Origin of the sequence: Nitrobacter sp. Nb-311A (assembly GCF_000152905.1) — a bacterium.
GTDB lineage: Bacteria > Pseudomonadota > Alphaproteobacteria > Rhizobiales > Xanthobacteraceae > Nitrobacter.
The window spans coordinates 1-20,164 of record NZ_AAMY01000042.1 but is presented as its reverse complement, the minus strand read 5'-3'; the positions used below and the strand labels follow the sequence as shown (position 1 = coordinate 20,164).

17 protein-coding genes and 6 pseudogenes are annotated in these 20,164 nt (G+C 58.9%); 8 read left to right on the top strand and 15 right to left on the bottom strand.

Annotation, left to right across the window (positions count from 1 at the left end):
• Together istB and istA (NB311A_RS08265) are read right to left on the bottom strand one after the other, a co-directional pair.
• Window positions 1-858: IS21-like element helper ATPase IstB (gene istB, locus NB311A_RS08270; protein WP_009797880.1), on the bottom strand; the 858-nt coding region annotated here is incomplete at its 3' end.
• Window positions 858-2,356, bottom strand: a pseudogene (gene istA, locus NB311A_RS08265) (IS21 family transposase). The pseudogene istA (NB311A_RS08265) and the gene istB, both read right to left, overlap by 1 nt.
• A 428-nt stretch (window positions 2,357-2,784) precedes the next feature.
• On the opposite strand from istA (NB311A_RS08265), the gene NB311A_RS08255 reads away from it, so the two are divergent.
• Window positions 2,785-3,867, top strand: coding sequence for an AI-2E family transporter (locus NB311A_RS08255; RefSeq protein ID WP_009798061.1), 1,083 nt, complete (start codon window positions 2,785-2,787; stop codon window positions 3,865-3,867).
• Between the two features lie 94 nt (window positions 3,868-3,961).
• Here NB311A_RS08255 and NB311A_RS20375 read toward each other — a convergent pair.
• The 4 genes and pseudogenes from NB311A_RS20375 to NB311A_RS08240 all read right to left on the bottom strand — a co-directional run.
• Window positions 3,962-4,165, bottom strand: a pseudogene (locus NB311A_RS20375) (transposase); the annotation flags it as partial.
• Window positions 4,166-4,198: 33 nt separating this feature from the next.
• Window positions 4,199-4,528 (bottom strand): annotated as a pseudogene (locus tag NB311A_RS22560) (transposase); the annotation flags it as partial.
• A 33-nt stretch (window positions 4,529-4,561) separates the two neighbouring features.
• A pseudogene (locus NB311A_RS23140) lies at window positions 4,562-4,657 on the bottom strand (transposase); the annotation flags it as partial.
• Between the two features lie 637 nt (window positions 4,658-5,294).
• Window positions 5,295-6,120, bottom strand: a protein-coding gene (locus NB311A_RS08240) for an IS5 family transposase (protein ID WP_245256966.1) whose coding sequence is annotated in 2 segments (ribosomal slippage) — window positions 5,295-5,933 and window positions 5,935-6,120 — 825 coding nt in all. Because the reading frame shifts where the segments join, the coding sequence is not laid out codon by codon here.
• A gap of 454 nt (window positions 6,121-6,574) precedes the next feature.
• Here NB311A_RS08240 and NB311A_RS08235 point away from each other — a divergent pair.
• The 3 genes from NB311A_RS08235 (at window position 6,575) to NB311A_RS08225 (ending at window position 9,592) form a co-directional block, all read left to right on the top strand.
• Window positions 6,575-8,332 carry a SulP family inorganic anion transporter gene (locus NB311A_RS08235; protein WP_009798057.1) on the top strand — a complete coding sequence of 586 codons (1,758 nt, stop codon included), beginning with the start codon at window positions 6,575-6,577 and terminating at the stop codon, window positions 8,330-8,332.
• Between the two features lie 39 nt (window positions 8,333-8,371).
• Window positions 8,372-9,205: a polyphosphate kinase 2 gene (gene ppk2 / locus NB311A_RS08230; protein WP_009798056.1), complete on the top strand. Its 834-nt coding sequence runs from the start codon at window positions 8,372-8,374 to the stop codon at window positions 9,203-9,205.
• 168 nt (window positions 9,206-9,373) lie between these two features.
• Window positions 9,374-9,592, top strand: coding sequence for a hypothetical protein (locus NB311A_RS08225; protein ID WP_009798055.1), 219 nt, complete (start codon window positions 9,374-9,376; stop codon window positions 9,590-9,592).
• 268 nt (window positions 9,593-9,860) lie between these two features.
• Here NB311A_RS08225 and NB311A_RS22280 read toward each other — a convergent pair whose 3' ends face one another.
• From NB311A_RS22280 to NB311A_RS08185, 9 genes and pseudogenes are all read right to left on the bottom strand, one after another.
• Window positions 9,861-10,016 (bottom strand): hypothetical protein, encoded by a 156-nt coding sequence (locus tag NB311A_RS22280; protein WP_009798054.1) that lies wholly within the window; start codon window positions 10,014-10,016, stop codon window positions 9,861-9,863.
• Window positions 10,017-10,059: 43 nt separating this feature from the next.
• Window positions 10,060-10,218, bottom strand: a complete 159-nt coding sequence (locus tag NB311A_RS21910) for a hypothetical protein (protein WP_009798053.1) — start codon at window positions 10,216-10,218, stop codon at window positions 10,060-10,062.
• A gap of 21 nt (window positions 10,219-10,239) precedes the next feature.
• Window positions 10,240-10,749 carry a hypothetical protein gene (locus NB311A_RS08220; protein ID WP_009798052.1) on the bottom strand — a complete coding sequence of 170 codons (510 nt, stop codon included), beginning with the start codon at window positions 10,747-10,749 and terminating at the stop codon, window positions 10,240-10,242.
• Between the two features lie 410 nt (window positions 10,750-11,159).
• Entirely contained in the window at window positions 11,160-11,510 is a 351-nt protein-coding gene (locus NB311A_RS22905; protein WP_256365410.1) for an ATP-binding protein, read from the bottom strand.
• A complete protein-coding gene (gene istA / locus NB311A_RS22900) occupies window positions 11,407-12,630 on the bottom strand; it encodes an IS21 family transposase (protein WP_256365409.1) in 1,224 nt (407 codons plus the stop codon). The genes NB311A_RS22905 and istA (NB311A_RS22900) overlap by 104 nt, the downstream gene beginning before the upstream one ends.
• A 163-nt stretch (window positions 12,631-12,793) precedes the next feature.
• Window positions 12,794-13,240, bottom strand: a pseudogene (locus tag NB311A_RS08205) (transposase); the annotation flags it as partial.
• 209 nt (window positions 13,241-13,449) lie between these two features.
• On the bottom strand, window positions 13,450-14,703 hold the full coding sequence (locus tag NB311A_RS08200) for an HlyD family secretion protein (protein WP_009798047.1): 1,254 nt from the start codon (window positions 14,701-14,703) through the stop codon (window positions 13,450-13,452).
• Window positions 14,696-15,160 (bottom strand): hypothetical protein, encoded by a 465-nt coding sequence (locus tag NB311A_RS08195; protein WP_245256968.1) that lies wholly within the window; start codon window positions 15,158-15,160, stop codon window positions 14,696-14,698. Before NB311A_RS08195 ends, NB311A_RS08200 begins: the two co-directional genes overlap by 8 nt.
• Before the next feature lie 848 nt (window positions 15,161-16,008).
• A protein-coding gene (locus tag NB311A_RS08185) for an IS3-like element ISNisp1 family transposase (RefSeq protein ID WP_086008693.1) occupies window positions 16,009-17,162 on the bottom strand; the annotation gives its coding sequence in 2 pieces (ribosomal slippage) (window positions 16,009-16,901 and window positions 16,901-17,162; 1,155 coding nt in all).
• A gap of 245 nt (window positions 17,163-17,407) precedes the next feature.
• Between NB311A_RS08185 and NB311A_RS20355 the strand changes: the two genes are divergently transcribed.
• The 4 genes and pseudogenes from NB311A_RS20355 (at window position 17,408) to NB311A_RS08170 (ending at window position 19,850) form a co-directional block, all read left to right on the top strand.
• Window positions 17,408-17,806 carry a DUF3489 domain-containing protein gene (locus tag NB311A_RS20355; protein WP_083780416.1) on the top strand — a complete coding sequence of 133 codons (399 nt, stop codon included), beginning with the start codon at window positions 17,408-17,410 and terminating at the stop codon, window positions 17,804-17,806.
• A gap of 2 nt (window positions 17,807-17,808) precedes the next feature.
• The gene (locus NB311A_RS08175; protein ID WP_009798041.1) at window positions 17,809-18,138 is read left to right on the top strand and encodes a hypothetical protein; all 330 of its coding nucleotides are present in this window, start codon (window positions 17,809-17,811) and stop codon (window positions 18,136-18,138) included.
• Window positions 18,104-18,274, top strand: coding sequence for a DUF2924 domain-containing protein (locus NB311A_RS23135; RefSeq protein ID WP_371256484.1), 171 nt, complete (start codon window positions 18,104-18,106; stop codon window positions 18,272-18,274). The genes NB311A_RS08175 and NB311A_RS23135 overlap by 35 nt, the downstream gene beginning before the upstream one ends.
• Window positions 18,271-19,850: pseudogene (locus tag NB311A_RS08170) on the top strand (recombinase family protein). Before NB311A_RS23135 ends, NB311A_RS08170 begins: the two are co-directional and overlap by 4 nt.
• Window positions 19,851-20,164 lie beyond the last annotated feature (314 nt).

Sequence of the window (20,164 nt, the reverse complement as noted above, 5' to 3'; positions counted from 1 at the left end):
GGCTCGCAAATTTGACCCCGTATCGGCGTTCAATTTTGACCCCTTCGCGCGGCGTGGTTTGAGGGTAGCGCTCGACTCGTCGGAGCTGGCCGGGATTGCGGAGACGAGACGAGCGCGGGTGGCGTGATCGTCGTCGCGGCTTTTGAAGCGCCAGCTGTCGTTACCGGTTTCGACGATGTCGCAGTGGTGGGTCAACCGGTCGAGCAGCGCGGTGGTCATCTTGGCGTCGCCGAACACGCTGGGCCATTCGCCGAAGGCGAGATTGGTGGTGACGATGACGGAAGCACGCTCGTAGAGCCGGCTGACGAGATGGAACAGCAACTGGCCGCCGGATTGGGCAAAGGGCAGATATCCGAGTTCGTCGAGCACGATGAAGTCCATCCGGGTCAGATGTTCGGCAAGCCGGCCCTGACGTCCGTTACGGGTCTCGATCTCGAGGCGATTGACGAGGTCGACCACGTTGTAGAAGCGACCGCGGGCGCCGGATCGGATGCAGCTTCTGGCGATTGCGATGGCCAGGTGGGTTTTGCCTGTGCCGGTGCCGCCGACGAGCACGACGTTGCGCTGCTGGGCGATGAAGCCGCCGCCGGCGAGATCATTGACGAGCGTCTGATTGATCGGCGTGCCTTCGAACTGGAAGTCATCGAGATCCTTGGCCAATGGCAGCTTGGCGATGGTGAGCTGGTACTTGATCGACCGCGCCTGCTTCTCGTTGATCTCGGCGCTGAGCAGGTCGCCGACGATGTGCTGAGGTTCGTGCTGGCGCTTGACGGCCGTCGCCATGATCTCGTCGAAGGCAGCCCTCATTCCGTAGAGTTTGAGCTCACCCATGAGGTCGAAGATTTGGGTTCGTTCCATCAGATGGTCCTCCGGAGGTTGTCGTAACGGGCGCAATCGGCGATCGGCGCATGGCGGAGCGTCAGTGCCGCCGGCGTCATAATGTTGGCCGGTGCAGCGGGTTCGCGTTGGCGAGCCAGGATGTTGAGAACGACGTCAGCGGAATGAACGCCATGAGCGATCGCCTCGGCGCAGGCGGCTTCGACCGCCGACAAACCGTCCGTCAGCACCGCATTGAGGATGTCGACCATCTGTCGATTGCCGTCGTCGGTGCTGGCGAGCCTGCGCCGGATCCGTTCGATCGCGGCCGGCAACACCCAGTCCTTGAAGGGTGCGCCGTTACGTAAGGCCCCGGGTTTGCGCGCGAGCACCGGCACGTAGTGCCAGGGATTGTAGGTCGTCTCGCCGCGTCCGAACGATCGCGGATGCTCCGCAACGATGCGCCCGTCCTGACGGATCACGATGCGATCGGCATAGGCTTGAACTTCGACCGGGCGCCCGACGGCGCTGGCAGCGACCGAGTATTTGTTGTTGTCGAAGCGCACCAGGCAGGTCTTCGAGACCGATGCCGGCACCGCGTGGAATCCGTCGAACCGGCCAGCATAGGGAACGAGCTTGGGCCGCTCGGCTTCGAACACCTCCCAGACCGTCTGTTCGGCCAGTTCTGGATGTCGGTGCGCCTTGGCGTAGGCGATGCACTTATCCAGAAGCCACGCGTTCAACTCGTCCAGGGTTTTGAACCGCAGCCGTGGCGTGAAGAACCGTTCCCGGACCAGCCCGACCTGGTTCTCGACCTGACCCTTCTCCCAGCCCGACGCCGGCGTGCAGGCGACCGGATCGATCAGATAGTGGCTGCACATCTGCAGGAAGCGGCGATTGTAGCGGCGATCCTTGCCGACGAAGATCGTCTCTACCGTGTCTTCATGTTGTCGTAGATGCCGCGGCTGCAGGTACCCTTGAACAGTGCGAACGCCCGGTCGTGGGCGTCGAATACCATCTCCTGCGTCTCCCGCGGATAGGCCCGCACGAACAGCATGCGGCTGTGGCACAGCCGGACATGAGCGACCTTCACGATCGCCGTCACGCCGTTGAGGAGAACGATCTCATGGCTCCAGTCGAACTGGTAGGCTTCGCCCGCCGCAAAGCTCAACGGAACATAGGCCGCCGCGGTCGATTGCCCGCGCTCCTTGCTCCAACGCCTGGCGTAACGCCGTACGGCATCGTAGCCGCCGTCATAGCCGCGTCCACGCAACTCTTCGAAGATCCGGATCAGCGTCAGCTGTTCGCGAGCCGATTTGGCCGCGTTCGCCGCCAGCAGTTCATCAAGCTCCGCCGCCCAACGCCCGAGTTTGGGGCGCGGCTGGATCGAACGCTCATACTCGAACAAGGTCTTGCCCGACCTCAGCACCTTCCGGACCGTGTTCCGCGACACCTTCAGGTCACGGGCGATCTCCTTGATCGTCTTGCCCTTGATGAAGTGTTCGCGCCGTATCCGCGCAATCGTCTCCACGATCAGCATCCCCGACCACCTGCTTCATGACAAAGCAGGCAGCGCAACAGCCAACCTGTAGGGGGTCAATTTTGGACGCCGATCCCCCGGCTTACGGGGTCAATTTTGCATGCCGAATGACAGCCCACTATACGAGTTGGCTATCGATCCACCAGCCGCGCTCGCCCCGTCTGCGCAACCCGGACCTGCTCCGTCGGGCCGAGCGTTACCACTTTGCCGAATGGCTTCAAAAAGAGAGTTGACAACAACCCGCAATTAAAGGGCCGATTGACACAATGAAGGCCGTCCAGCACGATCCTGATCTTGTCTTCCGATGACAAAGTGCCGCCGTTGAAGCCCGGACCAATCCATCGCTGTTTGATCTGGATCAAAACTATGACGCGAAAGCAGCCGGTAGTCTGGCGACGGTGGGCTTTCCTTCAGACGAAGGTGGGTTTTTGAAAACTTTTCACCAGTACTTGCCCGGAGACGATATTATCCAGCTTGTGATCCGGCTCGGATTGCTTGCTTTGCTGATTTACTGGACGTTCGTTCTGATCCGTCCCTTTGTGTCTATCTTGGCCTGGAGCATTGTGCTCACTGTTGCGCTCTATCCTGTTTTTGATCTTCTTTCTCGGCTTCTCGGTGGTCGTCAAAGGCTCGCAGCGGCGATTCTCACCTTCATCAATCTCGGGATCGTCATTGGACCTGCAATGTGGCTGGGCTTGAATGCCTTGGAGGGAGTGAAAGAGTTTGCCGTAAATCTGGGCGCTGGTAACTTAGTGATTCCATCCCCACCTGAGAGCATCAATACCTGGCCACTCATCGGCCCGAATGTTTACGAGTTCTGGGATCAGGCATCTATTAACATCCGAGCGGCTTTGCGCGAGGTGGCTCCTTACCTGAAGCCATTGGCGGGCGGTTTACTGGCTTTTGCGGGAAATGCCGGCGTGGGCACACTGAAGTTTCTTCTCTCAGTAGCGCTTTCCGGATTTCTCTTTCCTCACGGTTCGCAGCTTATGGAGGCAGGCGGGAGTTTCCTCTATCGTATCGTGCCTGAGCAAAGCGAACATTTCCTCGCGTTGGCGGGTGCGACTATCCGCGCGGTATCCCAAGGCGTCATCGGCATTGCAATCATCCAATCCCTATTAGCCGGCATTGGCTTCGAGCTGGCAGGGCTTTCTAGCGCCGGTGTGTTGGCTCTTGCAGTGATGATCCTGTCAATCGTTCAGATCGGCGCGGCAATCGTCCTGGTTCCCGTAATCATTTGGATCTGGACAGACAAAGATTTCACAACGGCGACCCTGCTGACGGTATTCCTGGGTCTCGTCGGCATACTCGACAACGTCTTGAAACCCCTGGTGATGAAGCGTGGCCTGACGACCCCGACACTTGTCATCTTCGTCGGAGTGATCGGAGGGACGCTCGCGCATGGAATTGTTGGCCTCTTTGTAGGACCGATCATTCTCTCCCTGGCCTGGGAGTTGACGGTAGCGTGGCTACGTAGCGGTCGCTCCGGCACAGTGCCATTTTCCAGCTAACCGTCAAATGTTGACGTGAACGCTCCACCGGCTAAAGCCGGTGGCTTCAAGTTACGGCTGGAAGCCGGATTTGATCGACCCTTCGGGTCGATTGTTAGATAACCTTGAAATTATCATCTGGCTCAGGCGGCCTCTGGTCTTCTATGTACTTCTTCCACACTTGGTCGGTGACGTTTCCACTCGAAGAAACCCAGTATCCCCTGCCCCATAAATGCTGTCCCCAATATCTCTTCTTGAGAGATTGATACTCCAGGAGCTTGTGAGAACTTTTGCCTTTGAGATATTGCACCGCTCGAGAGACCGATAGATGCGTAAGCGCTTATCAGCAACCCTATTGATGCTGGCTTGATATTTTGCGGAATCGCCATGACATGAGGTCATCGACTTTGCTTTGCGGGTGACCGGCGATGATTGCCTCGAGTGTTTCGGCGTTGTAAGCGACGGGATTGACGTCGTTGAGCTTGCAGGTGGCCACGATCGACCCCAGCAAGGCCCAGTTTTCTGCTCCAATTTCATGGCCGGCGAAGAGCGCATTTTTACGGGTCAGGCAGATCGGCCGGATCGCGTTTTCGACCAGATCGGTGTCGAGTTCGAGACGCCCGTCATCGAGGAAGCGCGTCAGTCCCTGCCAATTGAGCCCGTACCGGATATCCTCGGCGAGCGTTGGATTGATGACGTCTGGGAGCCCGAAGTAGGCGCCGGCGGTGCGCGATTGTCGAAAGCGGCCGGCTTCATCGATGGCAGCGGCAAAAGCAGCAGAGGTTTGAACACCGACACCTGGTATGCTCATGAGTTGCCAACAGGATTTAGATCGGTGGGCGAACTCACGCAGCACCCCATCCATTTCCTTGATCTGTTTCATCAGCCCAGTTCTCACGGCGAGCAGCGCGGTGATACGAGACTGGGTATATTGGCTGCGTGACCGGGTCCCGGGCTTGAGGCGAAATGTTGCGCACAGGCCGCGGATCATGTTGTCGAGCCGCACCCGGGCTTCAAGCAGATGGTTGCGCGCCGTGATGACGTTGCGCACGCCGTGAGCGGCCGACCTTTATCGAGGCGATCTTCTTGCCGGTTTCCTCGGCAATGCAGACCTGCGTGAATTCCATCGACAGGCCCAGATCCCAACCCTAATCTTATTGAAAACGACTTCGTTTTTTGTTCTTGAGGACACCAAGAGTTTAGCAAGTCCTTCCTCTCACATCTTCGGACGGCTCGACGGGTGTGACGGACTGTCGTCCGCGCTACGCACACGCCGTTAATACGTGTCTTACCCGCGCCGCAGGCAGCAGCGACCTTTGTGATCATGCTGTCTGCCTGTGCTATTGACGCTGGTGTCATGGCGTGCGCTGATACCGCAAAGGATAAGATGATTGTAGCAATTCCGAGCGACCTGGTCATTCCGATCTCCTTAGAGTCCGTTTTGAAATTCATGGATGGGCGTTTCTGCGGATGAGGTTGCCGCCCATGGCGACCAGGATCATAGCGTGGGAGACGTCGATGCGTTTCTTGTAGTCGCGCACGAGGCGGCGCCAGCGGGTCATCCAACTGAAGGTGCGTTCGACCACCCATCGGCGTGGCAGAACCTGGAAGCCCTTCTGGTCGTCGGATCGACGGATGATCTCGATGACGAAGTCGAGATAGGCGGTCTTGTCCATCAGTTTGAGCCGGTCGTAGGCGCCATCCGCGAACAGGTGCTTCACCCAGGGCCAGCGCTTGCGGATGGCATCGAGGATCGCTTGGGCGCCAGCGCTGTCGGAGATGTCGGCGGTCGTCAGATTGACCATCAGCAGCCGCCCGTCGGTATCGACGGCGATGTGGCGCTTGCGCCCGACGATCTTCTTGCCCGCGTCATAACCTCTTGTTTCGGCTTGCGGAGCCTTGACCGACTGGCTGTCAATCACCGCCGCGGACGGGCTCGCCTCGCGTCCCGCCCGCTCCCGGTCAACCATCAGCGCCACGTCATGGATGGTCTGAAACAGCAAACGGCGCGCCAACTCGCGGAACCAGCCGTAAACGGTCTGCCAAGGGCCGAAATGGATCGGCAGCATCCGCCAGCCGCAGCCCGAACGCAACCAGATAGCACACCGCGTTGATCACCTCGCGGAAATCGACCTCGCGCGGACGCCCGCGACGGCCTGGCGCCGGCATCAGCGGCGCGATCTGCTCCCACTCCTCATCGGTCAGGTCCGACGGGTAACGCTTGGTCTTCTTGGCGATCTTGGCCATTCGCCCACGGCTTTGCTCTGTCCACATCCGAAGCTTGAATCACAACACCGCTCGCCGCGAAAGCCCAACAAACCGACTTTCCAAACGGCCTCTTAGAAGCGCTCAATCCCCCGACCAACCGGTGGAACGAGCATGAACAGCTTCAATTTGACGGACCGGCCTGTTCCAAGACTTGAGATAGATCAAGCTAAGAGGCGCGGCCAACCTGCGGCAACGGGACCGGATAGTAGCCTTTCACTGGTGGTAAGCCTTCCGACCATGCTTGGATTCAGGCAAGAATTGGGGGGGGGCCTGCTGGTCATGGCGGCTGGATCAATGATCGGGACGTTTATCGGCGGCCAGCGTCAACCGTCTCGTCAAGGACCTTAAGGAGCGGGGGGCTTTAGATTGGGTCCAAGGTCCGAAAGCTGACATCAGGCGAAACGCGAGGACGTGTACCGTTCACTGATGTGGATCAAGCGAACTTGCCGGCGGACTTGATATGAAACTGCACCTGATTGCGTCGGAGCGTTGCATGGCGGAGCCAACGAAACAGCAGAGTGCAGCAAGCTGGCTGTGGTGGTTTCCGCCAGCCGATTGGTTGGCTGAATACCGGCCTTCCTGGCTGCTTGGCGATATTGTCGGCGGAATAACCTTGGCGGCATACGCGATCCCGGTTTCCCTAGCTTATGCTGGCTTAGCAGGCTTGCCCCCGCAGGTTGGCATCTATGGCTACTTGCTGGGCGGCCTGGGCTATGCCCTGTTCGGGTCCTCGCGTCAGCTTGCGATCGGCCCCACTTCCGCCATTTCCCTCATGATTGCCGGAACAGTGGGGGAAATGGCCGACGGAGATGTGCAACGTTATGCGCAGATTGCCAGTCTCGCTGCCTTTACCGTGGCGGCGCTCAGCCTGCTTGCTTGGCTGTTGCGGCTGAGCGTGTTGGTAAAATTGATTAGCGATAGCATCCTTGTGGGCTTCAAGGCCGGTGCGGCCTTGACCATAGCTATGACCCAATTGCCAAGCCTATTTGGCGTGGATGGCGGGGGACACAATTTTTTCGAGCGCGCGTTTCTGCTGGCCGGGCAGCTCGGTCAGATGCAATACCTTGTGCTTGTCGTCGGCTTCATAGCCATCGGACTGATCGTAATCGGCGAACGCTTGCTGCCTGGAAAGCCGGTCGCGCTTGGGGTCGTCATGCTGGCGATCATTGCCGTCACCTTACTGGGGCTTCCTGCGCTTGGGATGCCAATAACAGGCGACATTCCGGCGGGATTACCCAACTTGACGGGTCCGTCTCTCAGGTTGAGAGACGTCGAGGGAATCATTCCGTTGGCCGCTGGCTGCCTCCTACTGGCCTATATCGAAGGCGTATCTGCCGCCCGCACCTTCGCTGCGAAGCATGGATACGGACTTGATCCCAGACAAGAGCTTCTGGGCATCGGTGCAGCCAATCTAGCGGTGGCGATGGGGCATGGCTACCCTGTAGCCGGCGGACTGTCGCAATCGGCCGTGAACGATAAGGCGGGCGCGCGCACGCCACTGGCGCTGGTCGTTGCGTCGGTGACGCTTGCGCTCTGCCTGCTCTTTCTGACCGGCTTGCTCGAGAATCTCCCCAAGGCCGTGCTCGCCGCGGTAGTTCTGACTGCTGTGTATGGGCTGCTGGATTTTCGGGCATTGCTCCGCATGTTGCGTGTGAGCCCATTTGATTTCTTAGCCGCAGCCGTCGCCCTCGTCGGCGTGCTGCTTCTTGGAATACTTCAGGGCATCCTGCTTGCCGCGGTGGCCTCGATATTACTACTCCTCACCAGGCTGTCGCGCCCACACGTTGCATTTCTTGGTCGCGTGCCCTCCACCAACAGCTATTCCGACCTTGACCGCCATCCCGAGAACGAGCGACTGGCCGGCATCATCGCCTTCCGTCCCGAAGCATCGCTGATTTACGTCAATGCCGACGCTGTCCTGTGCTCGGTCTTGGATCGCCTACGCGAGGCTGGTCCCGCCGCCGTCTGTCTGGCCGTCTGCGACCTCTCCGCCGCGCCTTATATTGATCTAGCTGGTTCTCGCATGCTGCACGAACTGCATACAGAGCTTACCGGTCGCGGCATTACGCTGCGCGTCGTCGGTGCCCGTGGATCGGCGCGCGATTTGTTACGTGCCGAGGGTATCGAGGAGAAGGTTGGAGCGCTCGATCGTACTGTGACACTCGACAGCCTGCTGAAGCGCATGATTGAATCGGGTCCTGTGACGCGAGTGCGATAGGATCGAATTGCTGCCAGTAGTGGCCCGGGAGGTTGCCAGATGTTGAAGGACAAGCAGAAGAAGAACGAGGTAATTGAGGCGCCGGCCGGGTCCGGCAAGGTGAGCCGTAAGGAATTTGAGAAGGAGCTCGCGAAGCTTCAGGTCGAGCTAACCCGGCTGCAGACTTGGGTCAAAGACAAAGGGGAACGCGTCATTGTGGTCTTCGAGGGCCGCGACACCGCGGGCAAGGGCGGCGTGATTAATCGGATCACCGCACGCACCAGCCCGCGCGTCTACCGGCACGTGGCGCTGCCCGCCCCATCCGACCGCGAGAAGACCCAAGTTTACATCCAGCGCTACATCGCGCGATTCCCGGCCGCGGGCGAGATCGTCCTCTTCGACCGCTCGTGGTACAACCGGGCCGGGGTCGAGCGAGTGATGGGCTTCTGCAGCGACGAGGAGTACGAGCGATTCATAGCAATGACCCCCGTGGTCGAGCGGGAGATGATAGTCAACAACGGAATCATTCTGCGCAAGTACTTTCTCGATGTCAGCCAGGACGAGCAACGGCGTCGGTTCGAGGCCAGGATCAAGGATCCGGTGAAACACTGGAAGCTGAGTCCGATGGACACTGAGTCGGTGCGGCGCTGGTGGGATTACACGGTGGCCTACCAGCGCATGATTGAGGCCACCCACACGTCATGGGCGCCTTGGCACATCGTCCCGGCTGACAACAAGCGACGCGCCCGGCTAAACCTGATCCGGCATCTGCTCGACAGCATCCCTTATAAGAAGGTCGACATAGACCTGCCGAAGATTCCCAAAGTGCAGCGGCGGCCTAAGGATGCTACCGAGGGTCTGAACGCCGGCAAGCCGATTCCCAGTCACTACTGATACTCGGCGCGGGTTCGGTCACGCTCGCGGTTCGGGACCAGACATTTCAGATTTAACGTCTGGGTGTGCCGAAAACCTCGGCCAATCCCCCGCAAATTACGTGATCACCACCAAGGAGGTCACCGGTACGCCGCAATACACACTGCGGATCAAGGACCGGAAGCGGGCGTGCTGATCGCCAATGACGCATTCGCGTTCAAGCCGGCTGCCGATGCGAAGAAGATCGCGATCGAAGCCATAAGGGATTTTGACGAAGTTCCCGACTGGCGTCCCAACGGGAGGAAAGAAATGATTATCTTGTCACGAAAAGCAGTGATGCTGGTTCTCGGGGTAAATGCGCCGCGCTCGGGTCAGCTGGAGCAAAACCTCTCTGCCGAACTTCGCTGACGTGAATTCCTTTATTCGTAACCAGGCGAAGGTTCACCGTTTGCAGCCCTCTTTCAAAGGACCATTTTGCGGCCCTGACACATTCTGCGCCGATCGTTCCGTTGATCTAGAGAGACCTGTGCGCGGAAGGATGTAGACGAGGCCGAACATTGCTGACTCTATGGGCTTTCCGAAGAGGAGAGCGGGACGTGGCGCATCGTGCGATAGGTCAAGAGCGGTTCAGTTGCTCATGTTCGTTCCTTCGTCTGCGACGAGAACCGAACACTCCTTAGATCACACCATCAATTCTGTGCCATAGGCGCTGATCCCGGACACGAACATTGATGCGCGCCGTCTTCTCGCCAATCTTCTCCATCAGGTCGAGGCATTCTTCGCGCACCAAATCGAGCAATTCGCCGCTTGCCGCAGCCAGGATTTCTTCCATGCGTTTGAGTTGATGAATGCTCTGTGGGACAATGTAGCCGTATTCATAGAGGCATGCCCTTCTTGCCTTCCTTCTTCACCCATTCCTGAATCTTGACCAGCTCAATGTACAATTTGCGCAACTTCTGCTCATATTCCTTTCGCTTGAGCTTCGGAGCTTCAGTCTCCTCGCGCCTACGGCTTTTGTGAGCTACGTTGTTCATGCTCGCGGTCCCCCCAGCCCGTCAGCGCTTTACATCGTCCCAAGTAAGGAAAAAGCCAATGTCCCCGGGAAGGCCCTGCGGCCAATCCACGATGATTGCCTTCAGGCCGTAGCCTTGCGGCTTCAGGTGGTCGCGCCAGAACTCGAAGGCTTGAAGAGGTCTCCCAACCAGGGTGCTCGGCCATTCCTTTTCCAGATTATTGAGCGCGCGGCCTTTGTCCGTGCATAATGCATTCGGAAACCGCATGACCAGAACTTCCTTGTCGCCTCTTACCGCAGCGGACTTTAGTTGGCCGAGCACTCGCCGCTTCACCTCGGCAATCTTTTCCGGCGTAACTGCGACTGGTTGCGTCAATGACCTGATGAGCTCTGCGCGCGCCTTCTCCGCCTGACCCGAGCCGACATCTTTCGAAGCCTTGGCCATCTCGGTTTGCGTTACATAATCGCGCAGTGCTGCAGCCGACATGAAGCTTTCGTCTCCAAGCTCCCGTGCGGATTCCGAGCTACGCTGTTCGATCGTTGACCGGGACATGTCTAACTCCTTAACCATTAAGGACCAGGATGACGTTGAGGTCCTGCATGCGTGTTTGCTAGCTTACAGTTACTCGGGCTTGAGCGGTGCTTAAGCTCAAATCGCCAGTATATATTAAGCCGCATTCCGCTTGACTGACTATGCAGAATTCGGTCGCCCGATGAGCTAAATTAGCTGAGCTATGCGGGATTTTGGGTGACAGGGCGATCAGGCGGCGTGGTTTGCCGGCACGTGGATGACCTCGATACCGTCGTTAAATCTGACACCTGCGATCACCTTCGGCAACTGATTTGTGCCTTTGCTGCGCATTTCGCAAAAAGGGACGGCGGTTTCGCAAATTGCAGGACAGCAGTTTCGCTAAATCGCGGACAGCTTGGCGGTGCTGGTTCTCGGTTGCCTGATTGTTGAAGTCAGTCAGTATTGGTTTCGGTGTTTTCGCTCTTGGTCAAGGGGTGAGCAGCTTTTTTCTTTCGCATGCTTTCGCCTTCGAGGGTGATGCGATGGGCATTATGGATGATGCGATCGAGGATGGCGTCGGCGATGGTGGGTTCACCAATCATGTCGTGCCATTGGGCGACGGGGAGCTGGGCGGTAATCAGCGTCGATTTGCGCCGGTAGCGTTCTTCGAAGATTTCCAGCAGATCGAGGCGCTGTTGATCATTGAGGGTGTGAGTGCCCCCAGTCGTCGAGCACCAGCAGTTGCACGCGGGCGAGTTTGTCGATGAGGCGCGGGAAGCGGCCGTCGAGACGTGCCATGGCAAGATCCTCAAACAGACGCGGGACCCGCAGATAGAGGACGGAATGATCGAGCCTGGCGGCCTGACGCCCGAAGGCACAGGCCAGCCAGGTTTTGCCAGTCCCGGTCTGGCCGGTGAGGATGAGGTTCTCGTGGGCTTTCAGCCAGGCGCCTTGCGCCAGCTGCAGGGTGTTGCGCCGGTCAAGGCCGCGACGGGACGCGAAGTCGATATCTTCGATGCAGGCATCGACGAAGCGCAGCTTCGCTGCGACCAGCCGATTGGTCAGCCGCCGGTCGGCGCGCATGGCGGCTTCGCGATCGAGCATCAGGCCAAGCCATTCATCGCGACCGAGATCGCCGGCGTTGCCCTTGTCGCGCGGCTTGCGGCTGCGGGTCGGCAGGATCGTCGTGTCGTAATGCTCCGCCATGGCGGCAAAGGTTTGATCGAGCGTCGGCTCGAACCACAAGGCCTTGGCCACGGCCGCTTTCAGATTGTCACAGACAACCGCCTTGGGAACGCCGCCGATGTACGCCAGCGCCTGGGTCTGGCCTTCGATCCAGTCTGGAAGTCGCTGACCGAAGCTCGCCATTGCGAAGGTCAGCGACGAGGCCCCAAGCACCGCGACAAAAATCTGGGCCTGACGGACCTCGCCGGTTTGCGGATCGACCACCTCCACCGTCGGGCCGGCATAATCGGTCTGCAGCACGGCGCCAGCGGCATGGCGGTGACGGAAGGTCGGATGCGCACGGCGCTGCCAGGCGGCAAATCTCTCGCAGAACCAAGTGTAGCCGTAGCCTTCAGGATGCGCCGTCCGGTATTCCTGCCACAGCAGTGTCAGCGTCACGCCCTTGCGCTTGAGTTCCTGCGCCACCCGCGCCCAGTCCGGTTCGCCCAGGTCCTGCGGGGGCCGCCCGACACGCCGGAACAGCGCTCGCCGCAACGCCGCCTCGTCCACGTAGATCGGCGGCAGCGGCCAGATCAATCCGGCTTCGCGCGCCCGAAGCAGATAAGTGGCAACCGAGGTCTTGCTGATCTGCAGCCGCTCCGAGATCGCTCGGACGGACAACCCTTGTTCATAGGTCAACCGCAGGATCGATCGCAGGTCCTTCACCGTGGTTCGTCTCGCTTGCTTCCGTCTCGGCATCGCCCCTCTCAAACTCAGCTTGAGAGGGAACATTGCCCGAACGGCGCTCCCGAAAACCAACCTCCGCAACTGTCCGCGATTTAGCGGAATCCCTGTCCCGCAATTACTGAAATCACTGTCCGCAAATTACCGAAATCGCTGTCCCCTAATTACTGAAACACGCACCTTTGAGCCGCCGCCAGGTTTTTGATGCGGCGATCACCAGCTTGAACACCATCAGCCTGGCGGTCGTCGACGAGAGCGATGCTTTCGTCCGCACCGTCCTGTGTCGCACGGTCGCGAACACGCTTTCGATGGGGTTAGTCGTGCGCAGATGATCCCAATGCTCGGCAGGAAAGTCGTAGAAGGCCCGCAGCGCGTCGCGGTTCTTGGCGAGGCACTCGACCGCCCGGCCGTACTTGGCGCGGTATTTCTCGGCGAAGACGTCGATCGCCACTTCGGCGGCCGCCCGGCTCGGCGCCCGGTAAACCTCGCGCAGATCCCTCTTCATGTTGGCCTGCACCGAGAGCGGGACCTTGTCCAGGACGTTGACGGTCTTGTGCACCCAGCAGCGCTGGTGCCGCGTGCCGGGAAAGATCTCGTCAAGCGCCTTCCAGAAGCCGGGCTGGCCGATCTACTGCCGTGGAACTGGAAGGCGCAATCTGCAAGACTGGCGGCATGAGCCACGCCGATCGCATCCCCCGCATCACTCACAGCCGGTTCCTAACAGACTCTAGACTAAGAGATGGAGAACTTGTAACTAAGGCATCGCGACCATCCGCTGCATGTTTTGAGCCGACGGCGCAGCACCGATTCTGCCTTGCTCGGTTGGGAGTATTGTCAGTGACCGCTCAACACGAGCGTCTTTACCGGCAGGAGCAGCGCCTGAATCCGCAGCAGTAGCGCATGCACCAATCCGACGCCGTCGATAACATGAAGGACGATTCTCCGTCCCGTGCTGGTGTCCTTTGCGACAATCTCATCGTGATTGCTGGTGTAGGCATTGACGATGCAGCTGCTGCCTGCCGTCACCCCCGCGAGCCCGCCCTGATAAAGAGGCTCTAGATGAACAAGGATAGTACCGGGTCTCGCAACATTCTGCGCTTCGACCAATTGTTCCCCGCCACGAAACTGGCCGGCCGCGATGTAATTTTGAACCGTAGTCACCACCATCGGGATTATCACCCATGGCTTTGAGATGCAGGTCGCTTCCGCCACCATTCCCACTTTCATGACCTGTGCCTCAATCTGACCGAACCCGGCCTGCAACGCCCGCTGGCCCGCGCCTTCCGGAATGAGAACTCCTGCCGGTCGCATAAGTGGATTGACGACATCGCCTTCGCGCAGAAAAAATTGCTCGACCCGTCCGGAAGTACCAGCGCGAACGAAGGTCTTATCCAGATCCACCTGTGCCTGTGCCAACGCCGCCTCGGCGCTGGCCTTTTCGGCGGGCAAGAGCGTCGAAACCCGGGTAAGCAAGGATTGTTTACCCGCCAATGCAGCGTCTATGCTTGCTTGGCGTTGGTTTACGACCACTTGCAGCTTTTCAATGTCGCGTTGCGGCACTATGCCGGGATTACGACGCTGCAGCTCGCTCTTCACGTTCAATTCGTCCTTGGCTTGCTGATAAGCGGCCGTTGCCTCTTGGACCTGGGCCTCCGCCTTCGTAACGTCGACCTCCGCTGACACGATTGCAGCGTCGACTTCAGCGATCTTCCGCTTGGCCGTTTCCAGTGCGGCCTCCTGCTTCGAGCTATCCAGCCTGAAGATTAGATCTCCCTGGGAGACCGGCACACTTCCATGGGAAGCCAGCACACTGAAGTCCGTACCGACTTCCGCCACCCGTCCTGGGATCTCGGGTAGAATCGACACTGTGCGAAAGTATAGCGTGGCTGAGGTCGTCGACGGATGAAAATAGAAGATCATCGTTATGAGCGAGATCGTAAGCAGCAGGCATCCGGTGATACCCCATCTGAGCTCGTACCAAACCGAGTAAAACGTAATCTCCCTTCCCATCCGCTTGTTCTGAACATAACGGCGATAGAGATAATCGGGAACGAGGGTCACAAGGGAGCAAATGATGAGTTCAAACATGACTGCTCATAGGCTGCTCTGCGCCATTCTCACTCTTCTTCTCAGAAAGATCATCCGTGATTGGAGTTAAGGCATCGGCGGGTGGAATTACCGCCGACGTGGCTTCCTGCTCGGATTCAACAACTGCATTCGACTGAGTGTCAGCTATCTTTTCGACCGAGCCAGCAATTCTGCGCAACGGCGTACCGAAATCAGGGATATCGATCATGGCCAGCAGTAATCCAGCCACCCAGAACAAGTGAATGTGCGTAAAAAGCGCCAGCAGGCCCAGCACAGCTACGATCTCGAATTGCAGCTTTTCCGACTTATGCGCCATACGCTCCGGCAAACTGTGCAGCCGCAAATATAGCGTACCGACGCCGACCAGGATGGCAACCAGAAAGATGCCCATCACAACCAACGAGATATCCGTGCCGTCTCCGGGAGCGAGATAGAAGGGCAGATGGTGCGGGGCCATCGGATGCATCTTCTCGTTCAACTTTCCCCCCTCTAACGGGCGGCCCTTCGGAGGCCGCTTCTATTGCGACATCCGGACGGCGAGTTCTGCTCTGCTGCGCAATGGAGCCGCCAAAGATAGCGAAAACTGCTAATATTAGCCATCTCGTTTTGAGTGTGATTTTGTTGAATTTTCCCGGAAGGCGCGTCTCAGAGCCCAAGCCACAGCCAAGAGCATCGAGCTCATAACGCGTCACGGCAAGCGGTCGCGCCCGCATACTATACCCTCTCGCGCCGCGCGGCAGTCGTTTCGTCTTTTACCGGCTCGGCCGCCACTGTCGCGCGCACTGCGCCATGCGGGAGCTGCAGCACCGTGGCTCTCTGGCCTTCCGCCAGACGGGTGAGCAAAATGATCTTCGCCGTTTGCGAATTCGAGCGCGTCGTGGTGCACCATCTCGCTATTTCCACCCGAAATTCCAGCTAAAGCATTGAATAGAAAGGCAAATTCTGGAGTTCCATACATGCCATTTTGGTCGTATCTGAGAGGCTTCAAGAAGGCCAATCTCAACACCGTCTGGCGTAAAATAAAGTCTCAATTTTTGTATATATTCCAATGGTTTGACAGGAATCGCAGGGCGAGTTCCATACATTCCTCCAGCCGTCCGCTTGGCGGCACCGTATTTTCAAGCCGCTCGGACAGCACGAGCTTTTCACGCTCCAGCTTGTCGATGCGCGCCTCATAAGCGCCGACCACAGTGGCGCTGGACGCATCGCCGGCTTCGGTCGCTGGGCCGCGCCGACAGCATCCGCCTCATCGATAATGGTCAATAACTGATCTTGTGGACTTGCCCGGGTTTAGTGGAGAGGCTTTCACTCTGAGATGGCCATTGTGGCCTCGAATGATGCCGGCGATTTGTATCCCAGAGCGGAATGTCGTCGACGTGGATTGTAGAAGCCGTCGATGTATCGGCCAAGGGCCCATTCGGCGGCGGCGCGGGTCTGGAAGATCGTTCTCCAGACCAGCTCACTCTTGATCGTCTTGAACACCGTTTCCACCATCGCGTTATCGTAGCAATTGCCCTTTCCGCTCATCGACGGGATGATGTCGTGCGCTTTCAGGAGCCGCTGATAATCGTGTGAGCAGTATTGGCTGCCGCGATCGGTGTGTTGGATTAGGCCGGACGGCGGATTGCGAAGGGTAATGGCGCGCCGTAGTGCATTGAGGGCCAGGTCCTTCTTCAACCGATCGCTCGTTGCCCAACCGACGATACGCCGTGAGTAGAGATCGAGCACGATGGCCAGATAGAGCCAACCCTCGGCCGTCCAGATATAGCTGATATCAGCGCCCCACTTCTGATCGGGGCGGTCGCAAGCAAAATCCTGATCGAGGAGGTTGGCGGCGACTGGGCTGCCATGGGAACTATCAGTGGTCTTCTTGTAGCGGCGCTTCTGCAGGGCTTTCAGACCATTGTCGCGCATGAGCCGAGCAACGCGATGCCGCCCGACAGCAAGCCCCTCTTCGGTGAGTTCGGCGTGCATGCGCGGTGCGCCATAGGTCTCGCTGGACGTCGAGAACTGCGCACGGATATGCGCAAGCAGGACCATGTCCTCACCCTGCCGGCGACTGGCAGGACGACCCTTCCAGGCAAAATATCCGCTCTCGCTGACACCAAGAACGTCGCACAGGCGATGCACGGGGAATTCCTTCTTCGCCTGATCAATGAGCTCGAACCTCATCGACTTCCCTCCTTGGCGAAAAAAGTTGCGGCCCGCTTCAGGATCTCGCGCTCTTGGCGAAGGAGTTCGTTCTCTTTGCGAAGCCGTGCCAGTTCCTTGGCCGCGTCCTCATGCGGGCCGGCCAGCAGATCGGCTTCCCGGTATTGCCGCCTCCACCGCGTCAGGCTGGACAACCCGATCCCCAGATCATCGGCAACTTGCCCAATCGTTCGGCCACTGGTTTCTGTCAGCCGAACCGCTTCTTTCTTGAAATCTTCCGTGAAAATCCGTCGCTCGCGTTTGCCCATCGGGTCCTCCTGTTGCGTCCAGCGCTACCAGAAAGTCCCTCCATTTTTTCCGGGTAAGTCCAAACGCACCCGACAGATGTTGACATTCGTACTGCCCATATTCGTGCAGAAAGGACTGGCATTCTTGGGCGAAGCGAGCATTGCTGTGACGTGAGGTGGCCCCTCGGATCGGCCCCGCAGCGCAACATCGCTGACGGGGCCTTGGATGGTGCGACGCTGATGTCGCATCAATTTCGGAGGGTCCCATGCAGAAGTCATCCCGCAAACGTAAGCCACCATCGACCCGCCGCGGACGCGGTGAAGCCCTCACCACAACGAAGGCAGCAAAAACAGCACCTCGTTCTGTGAGAGAGCCGACGAAACGACGTCCAACGCTTCCTTCAAGTCCGGCTGTAGGGGGCAGTGTATTCAGCGCAGGTGCTGAAGCAAACAAACGGCCGAACAAACAAACAAAACTGCTTGATCTTTTGAGGCGCCCGGCTGGTGCGACCATTGCCGCGCTCTCAAACGCCTCCGGTTGGCAGCAGCATTCCGTGCGAGGATTTTTGGCCGGCGTTGTCCGCAAGAAGCTCGGGCTCGAGTTGGTCTCAATCGTTGAAGCAGATCAGCGCATCTACCGCATCGTTGCAGCGAAGCAGGCCTGACGATGGCTAAGGCCGCGAAGAACGAGCTCGCGCGTTGTCACGATCTCGGTGGTCGGCGACCGCAGTCTCGTGGTCGTCGCTCAAGCTGGTCCGCGCTGGCGCATCTTCCGAAGCATCTGCAGACAGCCATCGTAAGCTATCGGCGACAGGTCGATCAGTCGGACGATCTTGATCCGACGGTTCGCCAGTTCCTTGATCGGATCGGCGAGAAAGAGACGTCCGATTCCGTCATGGCCAAGCTCGTGGCCTTCGACCGAGGACAGGTCGAGTTGAAGCCGGCACCATCCTGTCGCGCGAATGGAACGGCATCACCCAGCAGCGATCGTCGTTGAGGATGGCTTCCTGTGGGAGGGGACACTGTACGACAGCCTCTCAGCCATCGCCTTCGCCATCACCGGTACCCGCTGGAGCGGGCCCCGCTTCTTTGGCCTACGGGATAACACGGTCGGTAAGGAGGACGGGCCGTGAGGGCGGGAAAAGCGGTGGCCCGAGAGATCGTCCGGTGCGCGATCTATACCCGGGTCTCGACCGACAATTCAACTCGCTGGATGCTCAGTATGAGGCTTCCAGTGCCTATATCAAAAGCCAGGCCCATGCCGGTTGGGTGCAGGTCAAGACCCGTTATGACGATGGCGGTTTCTCCGGAGGATCAACCGACCGACCGGCACTGCAGAGCCTGCTGGAGGATATCCGGGCCCGCAAGATCGATGTCATTGTGGTCTACAAGGTCGATCGTCTGACCCGCTCGCTCGCCGACTTCGCCAAACTGGTCGAGCTGTTCGATGCCCATCGGGTGTCGTTTGTCTCGGTGACCCAGCAGTTCAATACCACAACGTCCATGGGACGCCTGACCCTCAACGTTCTCCTGTCCTTTGCCCAGTTCGAACGGGAGGTCACCTCGGAGCGCATCCGGGACAAGGTGGCAGCCTCCAAGAAGAAGGGCATCTGGGTCGGAGGTCCCCTCCCCCTCGGCTACGCCATGGAAAATGGCAAGGTGGCCGTCGTCCCCGAAGAAGCCGAACGGGTCCGTCACATCTTCACCCGCTATCTCGAGCTTGGCAGTGTCCGTGCCTTGATGCGAGACCTCAAGGACCGCAACGTCGTCAGCAGACGGCGCGTTCTCAAGACCGGCGTAACCCGGGGCGGAGTTGCATTCGGCTGTGGCGCCTTATTCCATCTGCTGCGCAACCGCTTCTACATTGGCGAGGTCAACTACAAGGGGCAAATCTATCCGGGCGAGCAGCCCCCGATCCTGGATCGGGATCTGTTCGATCGTGTCCAGACCATGCTCTCGGACCAGCGCAGTCATCAGACCAGAACCCGGACCTCCTTCAGCCATCTCCTGACTGGTCTGATGTTTGACGACGCCGGCCATCGCATGGCGCCGACCCAGGCCCAGAAGAAGGGCCGGCACTACAGCTACTATGTCTCGCGACCGCTTCTGTTCGGGAATGCAGCGACCGCCCCAGTTGGTTCGGTCTCTCGGGTGCCAGCCCCTGACATCGATGACCAGGTCCGCAAGGTTGTCCTGGAGCCGCGAAACAAAAGCACGGGCACGATCGACAACACCTACGCCTCCTTGCTGATCGAACGGATCGAGGTTCAGCAAAATCGTCTCGTCGTGCAGCTGAAGCAGGATCCGGACAATCCCGCCGAAGACGACCACTCCACCATCGTCATCCCCTGGACCAAGCCACCCTCCAAACGAGCGCGGTCCATCCTACGCCCGACCTCCGCAAAACTTCCGCTCCGCCCGATGAAGCTGGAGCAACGCGCTACGCTGGTCGCAGCGATTGCCCGCGGCCGGCGCTGGCTTGATGAACTCATTACGGATTCGGCGACAGATGCCCAAGCAATCGCAACGCGCGAGCGATGCAGCCTGCGACACGTCAACATGACACTGTCGTTGGCCTTCCTCTCTCCCGCACTCACCAAGGCTGCCGTTGAAGGTCGGTTACCTCGTGGCATCGGTCTCGAACAGCTGCGCGAGCTCCCGCTTGAATGGGATCGTCAGTTCGAAGCGCTAGGTCTCGATCCGATCTGACCAGCGACACCGCGCTCTTGATTTTTCGCCATTTCGATGTCGCGAAAGAAGCACTTCCGGCCTCCCCGAGAAAGCAGGCTTTCGCACAGATGGGCAGACCCGTCGCGGTTCAAACCCGCAATAAAAGTAGCATGATGCCGGCTATGTCCCTTTGAACCGATTGGTTGCAGCGGCCGAACTGACCCAGTCAGCGAACCCGTCTCTGCTGCTCGGCCAGGAACGGGAATTTTCGATGCAGAGACAAAGCGCACTTTGGCAAGATTTTTGAGACCAGAGACGCGCGCTGAGACTGAACGGATCGCCAAAACCCCGCA